This window comes from Jiangella rhizosphaerae (assembly GCF_003579925.1).
Taxonomy (GTDB): Bacteria; Actinomycetota; Actinomycetes; order Jiangellales; family Jiangellaceae; genus Jiangella; species Jiangella rhizosphaerae.
The window spans coordinates 19,675-36,423 of the sequence record NZ_QUAL01000008.1 but is presented as its reverse complement, the minus strand read 5'-3'; the positions used below and the strand labels follow the sequence as shown (position 1 = coordinate 36,423).

The window sequence follows — 16,749 nt, the reverse complement described above, 5'->3', positions numbered from 1 at the left end:
TCACGGTACCGGGTAGGTGCCCCGCAGGTTCACCGAGGAGTAGGCGATGTGCCTGGTCAGCGGGTCGGCGGCGAGCGCGGCCTCGGTGATCGGCAGGTGGGAGTGCGTCTCGTTGTACAGCCGCACGAAGGCCTCGGCGAAGTTGACCCCGGCGGCCCGGCCGGACTCGCCGTTGTACGACTCGACCAGCTTGCGGGCGAACACGCCGTGGTAGCCCTGGCTGACGAACTGGTCCATCGCGGCCAGCTTCGTCCCGACGACGTCGGTGATGTCGATGTAGCAGTCGTTGCGCACGCCGCCGAGGCTGAGCGCGTCCAGGTTGTACACCGGCAGCCCGCCGAGGAACACCTGCCGCACCGGGACCTCGTCGCGGCCGTCGAGGTTGCGCAGGTAGGTGCCGGCGCGGGACAACGCGGCGAGCGCCATGCCGGTGGCGACGGAGTGCGGGTCGAAGTAGGCGGGGTTCTTCGGGTGGTCGCAGATCACGATCTCCGGCTGCTCGACGGCGATGTGCTCGGCGATCTCCTCGACGACGTCCTCGTCGACCGTGGCGTAGGTGTCCTCGTGGTCCAGCGTGATGACCTTGCCGATCCCGATGATGTCCGCGGCACGCTCGAGCTCGCTCTTCTTGTTCGCGACGATGTCGTCGAGCCCCGCGGTCGCGATGTCGTCGTCGGGGTGGTCCTTGCGCCACTCCTCGGCGTACTTGTTGGCGTGGATGCGCCCGCCGTGACTGAGAATGAGCGCGACGATGTCGTCGCCGCGCTGTGCGTGCAGCGCGAGCGTGCCGCCGCAGTTGGTGATGGTGTCGGCCGGGTGGGCGTAGATCGTCATGATCTTCATGGCAGTCTCCGGGGGTCAGATGCGGTCGAGGACGACGAGCTCGCTGGCGTAGTCGCCGGTCAGGGCGACCCGCAGGCCGTGGTGGTGGAGCAGTGCGCCGCTGTACCGGGTTCCCGTCGCGGCGTCGGCGTACACCGCGGCGGGGTCGAGGCCGCGCAGCCGCAGCAGCACCGTCCGGCGCAGCCGCCGCACCGACGGCGCGAACGCGAACACCGCGACCTGGGCGCCGTCCGGCGCGAGGTAGCTCAGCGCCGTCACGTCGTCCGGCGCCCCGGACAGCCGCCGCAGCGTGCCGAACTGCACCGTCGCGCGGATCCGCTTGTACTGGGCGACGTACTCCGCGGCGGCGGCCAGGTCGGCGTCGGACCACTCGGCCAGGTTGCCGCCGACCCCCAGCAGCCCGGTCATCGCCGAGTGGAACCGGAACCGCAACGGGATCTCCCGCTTGGTGAGGTACGTCGGGGAGTCGGTGACCCACGCCATCATCGTGTGCGGCGAGTGGGCGTACGCGTACCCGTGCTGGATCGCCAGCCGCTCCAGTGCGTCGGTGTTGTCGCTGGGCCAGACCCATTCGGCACGCGACAGCACGCCGAGGTCGGCCCGGCCGCCGCCGGACGCGCAGCTCTCGATCCAGACACCCGGGTGCCGCTCGCGCACCCGGTCCAGGACCTCGTAGAACCCCTCGACGTGCTCGACCCAGACCGAGCCGGCGCCCTCGAGGCCGGACGACGCCTCGGTGAGCGGCCGGTTGAGGTCCCACTTCAGCGCGTCGATCGGCGCCGACGACAGCAGCGCGTCCAGCGCCTGGACCAGATGCGCGCGGACGTCCGGCCGGCTCAGCGCCAGCAGGTGGGTCTGGCGGGCGAGCGTGCGCGGGCGCGTCGGCCACTGGTAGATCCAGTCCGGGTGGGCACGGAACAGGTCGCTGTCCGGGCTGACGGCCTCCGGCTCGACCCACACGCCGAACCGCATGCCCAGCGCTTGGACCTCGTCGGCCAGCGGCTTCAAGCCGTCGGGGAAGGCCGACCGGTCCGGCGTCCAGTCGCCGACGCCGGCGCTCTCGTCCTCGCGGCCGGCGAACCAGCCGTCGTCGACGACGAACAGCTCCGCGCCCAGCGCGGCGGCCCGGCGGGCCAGCTCCAGCTGCGACTCCGGCCGGACGTCGAAGAAGGTCGCCTCCCAGCTGTTGTAGAGCACCGGCCGGACGGCGTCCGGGCGCGGCACCACGTGCGTGCGCTCGTAGGCGTGCCAGCGGTCGGTGAGCTCGTCGTGCCCGGCGGCGGCGAACACGCCGACGGTGACGGGGGTCGTCCACGACGTGCCGGGCGGCAGTGGGTGCCGCAGGTCGAAGTCGTTGACGCCGGCGGTGACGTGCAGCCGGCCGTCGGCCGCGAGTTCGGCGGTCAGCCGCCAGGAGCCGCTCCACGCCAGCGCGACGCTCCAGACCGCGCCGGCCTCGTCGCTGGCCCGCGCCTCGTCGCCGGCGTCGAGCGCGAGCCAGGGCTGCGCGGCATGCCCGGGGATGCCGCGGCGCGACTCCAGCACCAGCCGGCCCGGACCGAGCTCCCGCCGGGTCAGCTGCGTCTCGGCCGCATACGCACCCGCCAGCCAGGTGGCCACCCAGCGCGGCTGCCACGGCAGCGCCCAGCCGGCGGAGTACGCCCGGTCCAGCACGATCGGCGCGTCACCGTCGTTGACCAGCGTCGTCCACCGCTCCAGCGCGCCGCCGCGGACCCGGTAGTGCAGCTCGGCGGCGAACGGGTAGTGCCGGTCGGCGAGCCGGACGGTCAGCTCGTCGCCGCTCACGGCCGTCGACTCGGCGGCGAGGTCCAGCGCGCGGACGCCGTCGGCGAACTCGACCTTGAGTGCGGACTCGTCCAGACGCCGGCCGCCGTGCGCGACCAGCTCCTCGGTGTGCGCCCGCGGGCTGGACCACGTGTTCGAGCCGAACTCGCGCGCGTCGTCGGTCAGCAGCACGCCGACGTCGGCGGGCTCGATCGGGCCGCCCCAGTGCAGGTGCCGGAGGTCGCCGCCGGGGGTGACGGCCAGCGCGTAGGCGAACCCGTCGCCGCGCAGCAGGAAGGCGTCGTCGGGCAGATGCAGGATCGACGGAGGATCGGCCACCCGCAACCCTAGACGTGGGACGATGTTCCATGTCAAGGTTTCGTCTCGCCGTCGACGACAGGAGACGACACCATGCCGAGTCCGCAGCCGGTCCGCGACGCCGACACCGTGCGGGTGGTCGCGGCGACCTATACCTGGACCTGGTCCGAATCCGACGACGTGTTCGTTCTGGCCGATCCGCACGGGCGGACGGTCGTGGCCGGGCCGATGCAGCCGGCCGTGCTGACGTGCGCCGTCCGGGGCGAAGCGCCGCCGGCCTGGGCGCCCGGCCGCGTCGACGACGTCGTCCTCGCCGCCCACCGGGTCACTGTGCGCTACGCGGGCGTGAACGGAGCCGACGAGCTGGAGTTGCGCTGGCGGTTCGAGCCCGAGCGCTGCTGGCTCGAACCGGTCGGCTACACGATGGCCGGCGCCGCCGACGTCATCTCGCTGCACTGGTTCGCCCGCGAGACCGGCACCGACGACGGCCGGCCGGCCCCCGGACTCCGGTGCCGGTATCTCATCCACCCCGGTGTGTCCGGCTCGGCGGTCGTGAGCCCGGTGATCCAGACCCAGGCCAAGCTCGACACCACCACCTGGCTCGGCCGCGGCGGGGGCGGCGAGGTCCGGGTGCGCCAGCAATGGGGCCTGCCGGCCCACTACGTCGCCGGCCTGGACTCCTCGCCCCACCCCGTCGAGGTGGGTGCGATGACGTCGAAGCTGAGCGACGCGTTCTGCCTCGGCCTGGGCGAGCTGCCGGCCGGCGACCTGCTGCTCCGGCTGCACGACGAGCGGTTCGCGCCGGTGCTCCAGCTGCGTGGCGACCTGTGGGGCCACCTGCGCGGCCCGGGGCGCTTCGAGCTCGGCGCACCCCTGGTGTGGACGTTCGGGGCCGACTACCCCGAGGCGATCCGCGCCTACCAGCGGGCGCTGGCCGAGAGCGGGATCGTCACGGTGCCGGCGCCGTCACCGGCGAAGCTGGCGGCGGCGACGGCGTCGCAGTTCAACACGTGGGGCGCCCAGCTCGCCGCGGGCACCGCGTCGCAGCGGTTCGACCAGGCGAGTCTCGATGCGATCCACACGCAGCTCGTCGACTCCGGGCTCGACGTCGGCATGGTCGTCGTCGACGACAAGTGGGAGGGCGAGTACGGCAAGCTCGAACACGCCGAGGATCGCTTTCCCGAGTTCGAGCGGACGCTGGAGCGCATCCGCGGTCACGGGCGCCGCGTCGGCCTGTGGGCGGCGTTCCTGCGCTGCGACGACCCGGCGACGCACGGGCTGACCAGCGCGGACCTGCTGCGTGGGCGCGACGGCGAGCCGGTCGTGCTCGGCCCCGCCGACGCGCCGTACTTCCTGTTCGACGTCACCCGCGCCGGCGTGCGGGCGGTGCTGCGCGAGCGGATCGCCGCGTTCGTCGCGCGGTACCGGCCCGCCCTGGTGAAGTTCGACTTCGGCTACGAGATCCCGGACCTGACGCTGTGCGCACCGGCCGACCTGGAGTACGCGGGCGAGCGGCTGCTCGGCCTCGCGCTCGAGGTCGTCGTCGGTGCGCTGCGGGCGGCCGATCCGGACGTCGTCGTCATGTACTACGCGCTCTCCCCGCTGTTCGCGCCGTATGTCGACCTGCACAGCGTCGACGACCTCTGGATGAACGCGCCGGAGTACCACGCCGAGGTCAACCGGCGGCTGTTCTTCAGCCGGCTGCTCGCGGAGCTCGGCGTCGCCGGCTACGGCTCCGGCGGATACGACTGGGTGCACCAGGCCGACATCTGGTTCGACTCGGTCGCCTGCGGCCCGCTCGGCATGCTGGGCAGCTTCACGGGCGACCTCTCCGACAGCACGTGCCCGCCCGAGCTGGTGGCGCTGCACAACGGACTGACCCGGCTGTCGCGCCGGCGGGCCCGGTTCCGGGTCGACGCGATCGGCGCGTCCGGGCTCGGGCCGGTCACCGGCGCGCGGTCGTCGTCGTGGGTGCGGATCGAGGACGGCGAGCCGGTGCTGGTCGTACTGCGGCCGGGCGGGTTCCTGGGGGCGCCGGGCGTGCGCGAGTTCGGCGACCTGCTCAGCACGGATGTGGCCGTGGCCGTGGGCTCCGTCGACGGCGGCGGACTGGCGGCGGCCCGGCGGATCGGCGTGGTGCCCCGCGGCGACGGCGAGCTCGTCCTGACCTTCCTGCCCGACGGAGAACGGGTCGACGTCGTCGTACACACGCTCGACGGTGACCGGCACGAGACGTCCCGCGCGGCCCGGGGCGGCCGGCTCGTCCTCCCGCTGTCGACGGCCGTCGACGGCGCGCCCGTCACGTGGGTGGAGCTCGTCCGCGAACCGGGCGAATCTTGACATGGAACGGCGTTCTGCGCATCGTTCGACGACGCATCCCGCACCGTCGAACCGGGAGTCGCCCATGAATCGCCGTCCCCGTCGCCGTCTCGTCCGCGGCACCGCCCTCGCCGGCGCCGTCACCGCCGCCGTCGCCCTGTCCTCCGTCGTGCTCGTGTCCGCCCAGCCGCTGCCGCAGCCCGTCGTCGGCGCCCCCGGCCTGCTCCTGCAGAACGGCGCCTTCGACGTGGGCAACCGCAGCGGCCACCCGATCGGGTGGGGCGTCGAGGGCAACGCCGACGGCGCCAACATCGTCAACCTGCAGGCCTACCGGACCGCCGGCCTGGGCTCGCTGGAGATCAACGACGTCGCGGGCACGGCGGTGTCGGTGCGCAGCGAGCGCATCGTCGCCACCGCGGGCGACGAGTACACGCTCACGGCCAACGTCAAGGGCCGCAGCGGCACGCCGGCCTGGCTCTACCTGGAGTTCTGGGACTTCGACCGCAACCGCATCGGCGTCACCCACGTCGAACCGGCCTTCAGCACGGACTGGCAGGAGGTCACCGTCACCGGTGTCGCCCCGCCGAACACCGCCCACGTGACGGCGCACATCTACGGCTCGCAGGCCGCCGCGGGCATCTCGTACTGGGACGAGGCCGTGCTCACCAGCGCGCCGCCGCCGTACGACCCGGAGCTGGGCTCCGAGCGCGAACTGTTCCTCGACGACTACCGGATCGAGTCCGCCCACGACGTCGAGCGCGTGGTGCACCCGGGTGACAAGCTGGAGCGCCCGGTGCTGCGGCCGGACCGGCCGTGGGAGGCCAGCGCCTACACCTACGGCTCGGTCTACGTCATCGACGGCCTCTACCGCATGTGGTACACGTGCTACAACGACCAGGCGCCGCACTACCACACCTGCTACGCCGAGAGCTCCGACGGCCTGACCTGGGACAAGCCCGTGGGCCGCTCGACGGTCTCGGGCGTCGGCTACAAGGACATCCCGGCCTCTGAGACGAACATCGTGCTGGCCGGCAGCGGAGCGCACGTCACGTACAACCCCGACGCTCCCGCGGACCGGAAGTACTTCCTCATGAAGTCGCAGCCGGCGCCGGGCGTTCCGGGCGGCAACGGCTACTACGGCTGGAAGTCGCCCGACGGCTACAACTGGACGCCGCTGCAGGCGGCGCACCTGCTCAACGACGGCGACGTCGCCCAGACCACCTGGGACCCGGACGCGCAGCTGTACATCGCGACGATCAAGAAGCGGATGTTCACCTCGCGCACGCCGGGCACCTACGAGCGGTCGGCGTTCGTCTCCACCAGCCCCGACCTCGTGAACTGGACGACGCCGCAGCTCGCGGTCATGGGCGACTCCGCCGACGACGGCGCCGCCGAGGCCATCGGCGGGGTCGAGGGGCAGATCTACGGTATGCCGGTGTTGCCGTACGAGAGCACCTACATCGGTGTCCCGTGGGTGTTCCTGACCACCGACTACACCTCCGGCCAGTACGCCAGCGCCGCCGACGGCCCGGTGCTGCCGCAGCTGGCGACGTCGCGCGACCTGCTGCGCTGGGAGCGGCCGGAGCGCGACCCGCTGCTCGAGCCCAGCCGGGGCGGCGCGTGGGACGACGGCGCGCTGTACACCGCGTCGAACATCCTGGTCGACGACGAGAAGATCTCGATGTACTACGCCGGCTTCCAGAACGGCCACGGCGGCGCCGACCCCGCCGACCCGAACCGCGATCAGCACTTCGGGCAGGTCGGCCTGGCGACTTGGCGCCGCGACGGCTTCGCGTCGATGACCAACGCGTCGCTGCCCGGCCTGGGCGACCCGGGTGAGATCACCACCAAGCCGGTCGTCTTCGACGGCGGACAGCTCCACGTCAACGCCGTCGTGCACGAGGGCGGCAGCCTGGTGGTCGAGGTCCTCGACGCCGAGGGGACGCCCATCCCGGGCTTCACCGCCGCCGACGCGGTGGCGATCAAGGGCGACCAGCTGTCCGCCCAGGTGAAGTGGAAGGGCAACGCCTCGCTGGCCGGCCTCGCCGGGCAGCAGGTCAAGTTCCGCTTCCACCTGGTCAACGCCGACCTCTACTCCTACTGGGTAGCCGGCTGAGTCCCGAACGACATTCCACCGACCCTCGGAGGCTGCCCATGCGCGTGTCCCGGTCCCGGTCCGTCGCGCTCGCCGCTGGTGTCGCGCTCGCCGGCGTCGCATCGCTGATCCCGGCCACCGCGCCGTCGGCGGGCGACATCGACGTCCCCACCGACGGCGCCGACCCGAACGGCTACGTCATCGCCCAGCACGACCACACCACCGTGTTCGAGCCGCCGCCCGGCGTGATCGGCGGCAACGCCACCGCCGAGGCGTTCGACGCCGTCGGCGGCGACGGCCTGCCGGTCCGCCGCGTGCAGATGACCTGGCAGTCCAACGAGGACGTCGCGGCCGCCGACAGCGAGGCGTCGATGGTCCTCTCCGACGACGGCGGCTACACCTTCCCCAGCGGCGTCAACGCCGAGACCGGCGCCGGGTGGTTCTCCAAGCTGCGCGACGGGTCGATCCTCGGCGTGGAGTTCATCCCGAAGCGGGTGATCGACGAGCACAGTGTCGAGCTGATCGCCCGCCGCTCGACGGACAACGGCAGCACGTGGCGGGACCTGCCGTCCACGTTCACCACGGACCTGACCTTCGATCCCACGAAGTTCGACCGCGGCATCCGCGTGCACCGCGACATCTTCTACGCCGCCGACGGCGCGCTGCTGATGACGTACTACACGACGTACGAGGGCGACCCCGGCTACCGCACGGAGCTGGCCCGCAGCACCGACGGCGGGGCGACGTGGCACCGCTACGCGACGGTTGCCTCGTTCACCGACGGGCTGTGGATGGGGGAGTCCGGCATCGAGCGGGCCGCCAACGGCGACCTCGTCGCCGTCCACCGCACCGGCGGCCCGGGCGTGAGCCTCGGCCCGCTGTACACGAACCGCTCGACCGACGACGGCCGCACCTGGACGCGTCCGGAGCCGCTGCGGCTCACGACCGCCTCCGGCGAGCCCGCCCCGACGACCGGTGTGATGCCGGTGCTGCGGCTGCTGCCCAACGGCATCATGACGCTGACGTTCGGGCGGCCGGACAACTGGATCGCGATCTCGCCCGACGGTCTCGGCCACCGGTTCGAGCAGGCGCAGCGGACCTACGTCAACCACCCGCGGGTCAACCAAGCGTTCCAGCGCAACCACGGCTCGTCCGGCAACGGCGCCCACGCGGTGGTGGCCGCCAACCGGGTGCTGGTGGTCGGCGACAACTGCGCGCCCAGCTGGGGCTGCCCCGAGACCGACGCCGGATTCACCATCGACGGCGAGTACCGCGTGTGGAAGAAGTTCGTCGACGTCGTCGGCCCCAACGTCGGCAAGATCGACCTGCTCGGCAAGGTCGAGGCCGGCACCGTCACCGTCGACACGACCATGACGCACACGACGCCGCGGCTGCCCGAGACGAGCCCGCTCGGCGCCATCGACGGCAGCACCGACTGGGCCTCGGCCGCGGTCTTCCGGTCCGTCCGTGGCGAGGGCGTCTACACCGTGAACCTGGACCGCGAGTACACGCTGAACCAGATCGGCCTGGCGCTGCAGCACGGCGCGCCCGGCGCCGCCCGCGTCGAGGTGTCGACGGACGGCACCACCTGGACCGAGGTCGTCGACACCGGCACGATCACGTCGTACACCCAGACGTACTACCCGGTGCCGGACGTGCGGGCGCGGCACGTGCGGGTCACCGTCGCCGACACCGACCCGCAGGGCCCGGAGTTCCTCGGCGAGCTCGAGCTATACTCCACGGTCGACTCGTTCGAGAACGACCCGGTCGGCCAGGTGCCGCGCGGCTACACCGGCGCGATCGGCGCCGCCGTCACCGACTTCGACGTCGACGACTCCCGCCACGTCATGCGCCTGGCCGATGCCTGGACCGACAAGATCGCGACCGCACGCTGGGAGTCCGAGCCGGCCTCGGAGCAGACACTGGCGTTCCGGGTGAACTCGATCGGCTACGCCCGCGGGTTCGCGTTCACCACGCTGGGCTCGACGGCCGACGCGACCGGCGTGCCCGCGTACCACCTCAACATCGGCGCCGACGGCAGCATCGGCTGGTACTCGTACGAGACGAAGACCTGGACGAAGATCGCGCCCGCGGCGACCGCGCCGCAGCGGGTCTGGCACGAGGTCCGGGTCGAGGCCACGCTCGATGGCGCCGAGGTCTTCGTCGGCGGTGCCTCCGTCGGCACCGTCCGCCCGTCGACGCCCGGCCTGACCGCGCTGAGCGGCCACCAGTTCTCCTCCAGCGGCACGTCCAGCCAGTACGACCATTTCCTCATCGACGACGTCGAGCAGTCCTGACGCTGGGGGTGGGGAGGTCCTGTTCCGGCATGTTGACGCTCAGGCCAACAATTGGCCTGAGCGTCAACACGTCGATATCGAACTCCTCCGCTGGGCCCAGACACGCCGGTCCGGTGCGTCCACAGGCCGCTGATCAGGCGCGAGTTGTCCACAATCGGGCCGATCGCGGTGGCGCCGGCGGACCCGGCGCTACCACGATCGCGGGTATGGACGTCGGCGCGCTGATCAAGAAGGCCCGATACGAGGCGAGGCTCTCGCAGAGCGAGCTGGCCGAGCGCGCGGGGATGACCAGGTTCGCCATCTCCCACTACGAGAGCGGCCGGCGGCTGCCGTCGATCCCCGGACTCCGGGCCATCCTCGCTGCCGCGGGCAAGCAGCTGCATGCGGAGTTGGAACCGCTGGATGCCGACGTCAGGGCGGAGATCGCCCGGCTCGCCGCTCTGCCGATCGAGGAGCGCGACGCGGCGGTGCACTGGGAGCGGTTCCGTGCGTTCGTCGGGCCGGAGCATCGGGTCGAGGGCGTCGCCGCGGCGGAGCTGCTGGGTGCGCCGGTGCCGGTGGGCCAACTCGACCTCGCGCTCGTCGATGCGCCCGAGACCTACGCCGCCCTCGTGCGGCCTGACGGCTGGCGCTGGCCGTCGCTGTCGGTGCGGCGCGACACCTGGCCGTTCGACTGGCCGAGGGCGAAGGCGGCTGATGAGGAAGGCCGAGTCGCCGAGGTGGGTCTGCGGTTGCGCGCCCTGTTGCGAGATCAGTGCCCGGACGGCGTCTTCTGGATGGCGTCAGGGCGGGGCAGGGCCCGGGTGCGGCTGGTGTCGCCGGCCGAGGTCGAGCGGTTCGTCGAGGTGGTCACGGCCCACGGAACGATCCGCGTGGCGCCGCTGCACGAGATCGAGAGCACCGACCCGCGCGTGGCGCGGGTGCTGCGGGTGCTGCGCGAGACCGCGGCGCCGGCCGGGGACCCCGCCGGCGCCGCCGAGGGGCCGGGCTAGCGGGCCGTGCCGTCGGCCTTCATGCCGGCGAGGACGTCGCGGGCCGCTTCGAGGGTGCGGTCGATGTCCTGTTCGGTGTGCGAGCCGGAGACGTGGTTGCGCTTGAGCGACATGGGGATCATGAGGAAGCCCTTGTCGGTCATGCGGCGGTGGAAGGCGGCGTAGGCCTGGTCGTCGTTGCGCATGAGGTCGCGGTAGCCGCGGATCGGGCCGGCGGCGAAGTACAGGGAGAACACGCCGCCGAAGCCGGCCACCGTGGCGTCGAGGCCCAGCTCGGCCACGATCGACGAGAGGCCCGAGCGCATCCGCTCGCCCAGCGCGTGGGTGCGGGTGTAGAAGTCGGGGTGGGTGCGCAGGTGGTCGATGGTGGCGATGGCCGCGGTGGCGCCGATGCCGTAGCCGTTGAACGTGCCGGCCAGCAGCACGTCGCCCTTCTGGCCGTCGAAGCGTTCCATCAGCGAGCGCGGCCCGGCCAGCCCGCCGATGGGGTAGCCGTTGGCCATGCCCTTGCCGAACGTCGTGAGGTCGGGCTGGACGCCGACGACCTCCTGGTAGCCGCCGAGGGCGTGCCGGAAGCCGGTGATGACCTCGTCGAAGATCAGCAGGGCGCCTTCGGCGGACGTCAGCGCTCGCAGCCCCTCGACGAACTCCTGGGTGGGCACCAGGGCGCCGACGTTGTGCGGGATCGGCTCCATGATGACCGCGGCGATCCGCTCCGGGAACTGCTCGAACAGTGCCCGCACGGAGTCGAGGTCGTTGAACTCGGCGATGAGGGTGGAGTCGAGGGCGGTGTCGAGGATGCCGGCGGACAGCGGGTCGCGGCCGTAGGCCAGCTCGGGGCGGGAGATGACGTTGCGGGCGACGGCGTCGTGCCAGCCGTGGAAGCCGCCCTGGAACTTCACCAGCAGCTGCCGGCCGGTGGCGGCGCGGGCCAGCCGGACCGCCTGCGCGGTGGCCTCGGACCCGCTCATCGTGGCGATCATCATCTCCGCGGACGGGATCACCTCGGTCACCTTGGTGGCCAGCTCGACCTCGAGCTCGGTGACGCCCAGGCCGAACAGGTCGACCTTGCCGACGGCGGCGCGCACCGGGTCGTCGACGACGGCGGCGTTGTGGCCGAGCAGGATCGCGCCGAACGCGGCGTGGTAGTCCAGGTACCGGTTGCCGTCGAGGTCGACGACGTAGGCGCCGTCGCCGCCGGCGAACGCGTACGGGTGCCCCACGTACCGTGTCGCGGAGTTCACGCCGCCGGGCAGCACCTCAGCCGCGGCTTGGTGCAACGCCCAGCCCTTGGTGGACGAGCTGCGTGGGTCGTGGTCGGAGGCTGCCGTGCCGATCCCCGGGGACATCGGACTCCTGTTCCCGCGTCGCGGCCCGGCACACGGCCGTGCGCGACGCCTCTCGGTGGTGTCGTTGTCCGGAAGCGTAGGTGGCATCGCCAAGCATGGCAAGACGTTCCATTTGTGGTCGCGTTACGCGATCGTCACAGCAGCGGCCCTTGACAGCGCGCGATCCCGACCCAAAGATGACTCGGCATGGCACGCCATTCCGTGATTGACGACACAGGGCCGCTGGGCGTGGTGATCGTTGGCGCCGGGTTCATCGCCGACCACCACGGCGCCGCGCTGCGCGCCAGCTCGCGCGCCCGGCTGGCCGGCATCGTCGACGTCGACGCCGGTCGCGCGAGCGCCGCCGCGACCGCCGCCGGTGGCGTGCCGTGGACCACCGACCTGGCCGAGGCGCTGGCCCGGCCCGGCGTCGACGCGGCGATCGTGTGCACGCCGAACATGACGCATGAGCCCATCGCACAGCAGATCGCCGCTGCGGGCAAGCACCTGCTGATGGAGAAGCCGCTGACGATCACCGTCCCGTCCGCGCGCGCCGTCGTCGAGGCGTTCGACGCCGCCGGGACGGTGGTGATGGCCGCGCACACCCACCGGTTCTACGACTACGCCCGGGCCGTGGACGACGCGATCGCCGGCGGTGCCGTGGGCCGGCCGGTGTTCGCCCGGCTGGCGCTGCTCGGCGGATGGATCTGGCCGGACTGGCGGGCCTGGGTGCTGGACCCGGCCAAGTCCGGCGGGCACGCGCTGCACAACGGCGTCCACCTGCTCGACCTGGTCAGCTGGTGGCTGCGCGACGAGCCGGTCTCGGTCTACGCGCGCGGCCGGGCCCAGACCGCCGCCGAACTGCGCATCTACGACTACCTGGAGATGCACGTGGAGTACGCCGGGGGCGCCGACGCGGTGTGCGAGATGAGCCGCGGCCACCGCCCGTCCACGCTGGACCGCCGCGACGTGCTGGTCGCGGGCACCGACGGCGTGCTGCAGCTGCCGGCCGACGGCTGGGGGTCGACGGTCGTGACGGAATCCGGGACGAGCCTGCTGCACCCTCAGGCCGCCAACGGGTTCGCCGTCCAGCTCGACGCCTGGCTCGACGCGATCGCCGACCGGGCCGCCGAGCGGGCGATGACGCCGGCCGACGCCGTCCGCGCGGTCGCGCTGGGGGTCGCCACCGAGCTGTCCATCGAGCGCGGCGAGCCGGTCACGCTCGACGAGGTCATGGAAGGGGTCCGCTCATGAGTGACGCGACCCTCGGCGTGCTGCTGCTCGGCTTCGCCGGCCTCGGGCCGGACCAGGACCACCAGCGGGCCATGTACCAGCCGGCGTTCGAGGCACACCCAGGCTTCGAGATCGTCGACGCCGCTCTCGACGACCCCGCCGTCGACGTCGTCAGCGTCTGTGTCGAGCCCGAGCGCCGAGCCGACGCCGTCATCGCCGCCCTGCAGGCCGGCAAGCACGTGCTGGTCGACAAGCCGCTGGCGCTGACCGCCGCCGACGCGGCCAAGGTCGCCACCGTCGCCGCGGAGACCGGGAAGGTCTGCCTGCCGGCGCACCACCAGCGCTTCCACCCGATGATCGCGGCCGCCCGCGGCGCCGTCGCCGGCGGGAAGGTGGGGCTGCCGTGGAACGTGCAGGCCGACTTCCTGGTCGCCGGCGGCACGCCGTCGCCGGCCGGCGAGCTGGCGAACTTCGCCGTGTATCCGCTCGACGTGGTGCTCGCCCTGACCGGGCTGCGGGCCCGCCGGGTGTTCGCCCGCCTCGGCACGCACTGGAGCGACGGCGACGCCGACGACTTCGCGCTGCTCCTCCTCACCCACGAGAACGGCCTGACCAGCACCATCAGCGTCGGCCGCACCCGGTCGCTGGCCGACACCCGGCCGGCCGGGCTCGCCGTGCACCGCTACCGCGTCAGCGGCTCGCACGGCGTCCTCGACATCGACGCCTCGCGCCCGGCTGTCGTCCTACGCCGGGCCGAGGCGTCGAGCCAGGTGTGGCACGGCCCCGGCACGGTCGACCGGCTGCTCGACGAGCTGCACGCGGCCGTCACCGCGGGCCGCCCCAGCAGCCCGTCCGCCGCCGACGCCGTCCACATCGCCGAGATCGTCGACGCGGCCCGGGCGTCGGCCGCGTCCGGACACCCCGTCGACCTGTCCACAGAGAAGGAAGGCAGCCGATGAAGCTGGTCAGCTACACCCGCGACGGCCGCACCCGGCACGGGTACGTCGCCGACGAGGCCGCCGGCACGGTGGCCGAGCTCGGCGACGGCGACCTCGCCGCGGCGGTCGCCGCCGGCGCCGGCACCGACGCCGGCTGGCGGCCGGGTGAACCGTCGGCCACCCACCGGCTGGCCGACCTCGCCGTCCGCGCCCCGATCGCGCGCCCCACGAAGGTGCTGGCGGTGGCGGCGAACTACCAGGACCACGTCGCCGAGGGCGGCGGGGAGCCCCTCGACAAGAGCACCCTGGCGCCGCGGCTGTTCCTCAAGCCCGGCACGTCCGTCACCGACCCGGGCGCCGACATCGCCCTGCCGTCGGTCAGCACCCAGGTCGACTGGGAGGCCGAGCTGGTCGTGGTCGTGGGCCGGGGCGGCCGCGACATCCCGGTGGAGAAGGCCCTGGACCACGTGGCCGGCTACGCCGTGGGCAACGACGTGTCGGCCCGGTCGGTCGACTACGGCTACGAGCGCGACACCTCCTCGGCCGCGGTCGGCTACTTCGACTGGCTGGCCGGCAAATGGCCCGACGGGTTCGCCCCGTACGGCCCCTACCTCGTCACCGCCGACGAGGTACCCGATCCGCAGGGCCTCGACATCGAGCTCGAGGTCAACGGCACGCTCCGGCAGCAGGGGAGCACCGCCGAGATGATCTTCACCGTCGCCGAGCTGGTCGCGTTCGCCTCGCGGCTGATGACCCTCGAGCCCACCGACATCATCATGACCGGGACGCCGGCCGGGGTCGGTGCGGCGTCGGGGACCTATCTCGCGTCGGGCGACCGGATGACGGTGCGCATCGCCGGTCTCGGCACCCTCACCAACCGCGTCGTCTGAACCACCCCATCGCCGGGCCGGTCCCGGCCAGACCAGATCCCTGAGAGGTAGCTGTGAGACGTTCCCGAGCGCAACGCGCAGCCCTGATCTCCGCCGGCCTGTCCATGGTCCTGGCCCTCGCGGCCTGTTCGGACCCGACCCAGGACGACACCAGCGAGTCCGGCGGGGAGGGCGCCACCGGCGACTCCGGCGGCTCCGAGGACACCACGCTCAACGCGTACCTGTACCAGCCGCCGGCGTCGAACTGGAGCCCGATGGCTCCGGCCAGCGGTCCCGACCAGGTCGTCATGAACCTCATCTACGACTCGCTGCTGGGCGTGGACCCCGACTACAAGCTCTACCCGCGGCTGGCGACCGATCTGCCGGAGATCTCCGAGGACGGCCTCACCATCACGTACCACCTCAAGGAGGGGCTGACGTGGAGCGACGGTGAGCCGTTCACGGCCGAGGACGTCGTCTTCACCTACAACCTCATGGCCGACCCCGACACCGGCAGCACCGCGACGGGCCGGTTCAGCGACGTCGTCGGCGCTCCCGAGGTGGCGGCGGGCACCGCCGACACCGTCAGCGGCTTCACCGCGCCGGACGAGACCACCTTCCAGATCCAGCTGACCAAGCCCAACGTCGGCCTGGTCGGCCTGACCGGCAACATCATGATCGTCCCGCAGCACGTGCTGGCGGACGTGCCGGTCGACGAGATGGACACGACCGAGTTCTTCACGCAGAGCCCGAACGTGGGCATGGGGCCGTACGTCTTCCAGGAGTACGCCACCGACCAGTACATCCACCTGGTGAAGAACCCGTCCTTCCGCGACGGCGAGCCCGAGATCGACGAGATCTACCTGCGCCCGGTGACCTCCGACGTCGCGACCGCGCAGCTGGGCACCGGCGAGATGGACCTGGTGCAGATCTCGCCGGCCGACCTCGAGACCGTCGAGGCGATGGACGGCATCGAGATCGGCACCGGTCCCGGCGCCGGCTACATCCGGACCTCCGTCAACGAGAAGAAGCCGTACCTGCAGGACGTCCGGCTACGCCAGGCCATGCTGTACGCCGTCGACCGCCAGCAGCTCATCGACCAGGCGCTCGGCGGCTACGCGCAGCCGGTGAACGCCAGCTTCATGAACGACGCGCTGCCCGACGACCTGGAGACCTACGACTACGACCCGGACCGGGCGCGCGAGCTGCTGGCCGAGATGAACTGGGACCCCAACCAGGTGATCACGCTCTCGTGGATCCCCGGCCAGCGCGACCGCGACACGGCGGCCACCATCCTCGAGAGCCAGCTCAACGAGGTCGGCATCAAGCTGCAGCTCAACCAGGTGCAGCCGGGCCAGCTGACGGACATGATGAACGAGCAGTCCTACGACATGACGCTCTACGGTGGCGGCAACTACGCCACCGAACCGTTCGCGGTCTTCGGCATCAACGCCTGCAGCACGCACTTCCCGGCCGGTGGCAACCTGTCGTACTGGTGCAACGAGGAGTTCGACCAGCTGATGCTGGAGGCCAACGCGACGGTCGACGAGGCCGCGCGGTACGACCTCTACCAGCAGGCCGCCCGCATCGAGAACGCCGAGGTCCCGATGATCTACCTGTACAACCCTGACACCATCTGGGCCTACACCGAGGCGATCGAGGGCTTCGTGCCGAACGGCGACTTCACCAACCCGTTCTGGAACGTCCAGGAGTGGTCGCTGAACCGCTGACG

Annotated in this window: 11 protein-coding genes; 8 read left to right on the top strand and 3 right to left on the bottom strand. The window is 72.2% G+C overall.

All coding sequences use genetic code 11. The annotated features are described in order from the left end of the window. Positions 1-843, bottom strand: coding sequence for a PIG-L deacetylase family protein (locus tag DY240_RS00885; protein WP_119658094.1), 843 nt, complete (start codon positions 841-843; stop codon positions 1-3). A gap of 15 nt (positions 844-858) precedes the next feature. Continuing rightward, complete coding sequence (locus DY240_RS00880) at positions 859-2,967, bottom strand: alpha-galactosidase (protein WP_147375154.1); 2,109 nt, start codon at positions 2,965-2,967, stop codon at positions 859-861. A gap of 72 nt (positions 2,968-3,039) precedes the next feature. On the opposite strand from DY240_RS00880, the gene DY240_RS00875 reads away from it, so the two are divergent. The 4 genes from DY240_RS00875 (at position 3,040) to DY240_RS31545 (ending at position 10,649) form a co-directional block, all read left to right on the top strand. Next, positions 3,040-5,286, top strand: coding sequence for an alpha-amylase family protein (locus tag DY240_RS00875; protein ID WP_147375153.1), 2,247 nt, complete (start codon positions 3,040-3,042; stop codon positions 5,284-5,286). Positions 5,287-5,350: 64 nt separating this feature from the next. Continuing rightward, positions 5,351-7,381: a glycoside hydrolase family protein gene (locus DY240_RS00870; protein WP_119658091.1), complete on the top strand. Its 2,031-nt coding sequence runs from the start codon at positions 5,351-5,353 to the stop codon at positions 7,379-7,381. Between the two features lie 38 nt (positions 7,382-7,419). Then, on the top strand, positions 7,420-9,657 hold the full coding sequence (locus DY240_RS00865) for a discoidin domain-containing protein (RefSeq protein WP_119658090.1): 2,238 nt from the start codon (positions 7,420-7,422) through the stop codon (positions 9,655-9,657). A gap of 206 nt (positions 9,658-9,863) precedes the next feature. Further along, positions 9,864-10,649, top strand: a complete 786-nt coding sequence (locus DY240_RS31545) for a helix-turn-helix transcriptional regulator (RefSeq protein WP_158602685.1) — start codon at positions 9,864-9,866, stop codon at positions 10,647-10,649. Here the strand turns inward: DY240_RS31545 and DY240_RS00855 are convergent. Next, a complete protein-coding gene (locus tag DY240_RS00855) occupies positions 10,646-11,998 on the bottom strand; it encodes an aspartate aminotransferase family protein (protein ID WP_119658089.1) in 1,353 nt (450 codons plus the stop codon). The genes DY240_RS31545 and DY240_RS00855 overlap by 4 nt on opposite strands. A gap of 228 nt (positions 11,999-12,226) precedes the next feature. Between DY240_RS00855 and DY240_RS00850 the strand changes: the two genes are divergently transcribed. Genes DY240_RS00850 through DY240_RS00835 form a run of 4 tightly spaced genes read left to right on the top strand, consistent with a single transcriptional unit; the run spans position 12,227 to position 16,747 of the window. Then, positions 12,227-13,231 carry a Gfo/Idh/MocA family protein gene (locus DY240_RS00850; protein WP_158602684.1) on the top strand — a complete coding sequence of 335 codons (1,005 nt, stop codon included), beginning with the start codon at positions 12,227-12,229 and terminating at the stop codon, positions 13,229-13,231. Beyond that, positions 13,228-14,169, top strand: a complete 942-nt coding sequence (locus DY240_RS00845; RefSeq protein WP_119658087.1) for a Gfo/Idh/MocA family protein — start codon at positions 13,228-13,230, stop codon at positions 14,167-14,169. The genes DY240_RS00850 and DY240_RS00845 overlap by 4 nt, the downstream gene beginning before the upstream one ends. Continuing rightward, positions 14,166-15,038: a fumarylacetoacetate hydrolase family protein gene (locus DY240_RS00840; protein ID WP_119658086.1), complete on the top strand. Its 873-nt coding sequence runs from the start codon at positions 14,166-14,168 to the stop codon at positions 15,036-15,038. Before DY240_RS00845 ends, DY240_RS00840 begins: the two co-directional genes overlap by 4 nt. A gap of 53 nt (positions 15,039-15,091) precedes the next feature. Continuing rightward, positions 15,092-16,747 carry an ABC transporter substrate-binding protein gene (locus DY240_RS00835; protein ID WP_147375152.1) on the top strand — a complete coding sequence of 552 codons (1,656 nt, stop codon included), beginning with the start codon at positions 15,092-15,094 and terminating at the stop codon, positions 16,745-16,747. Positions 16,748-16,749 lie beyond the last annotated feature (2 nt).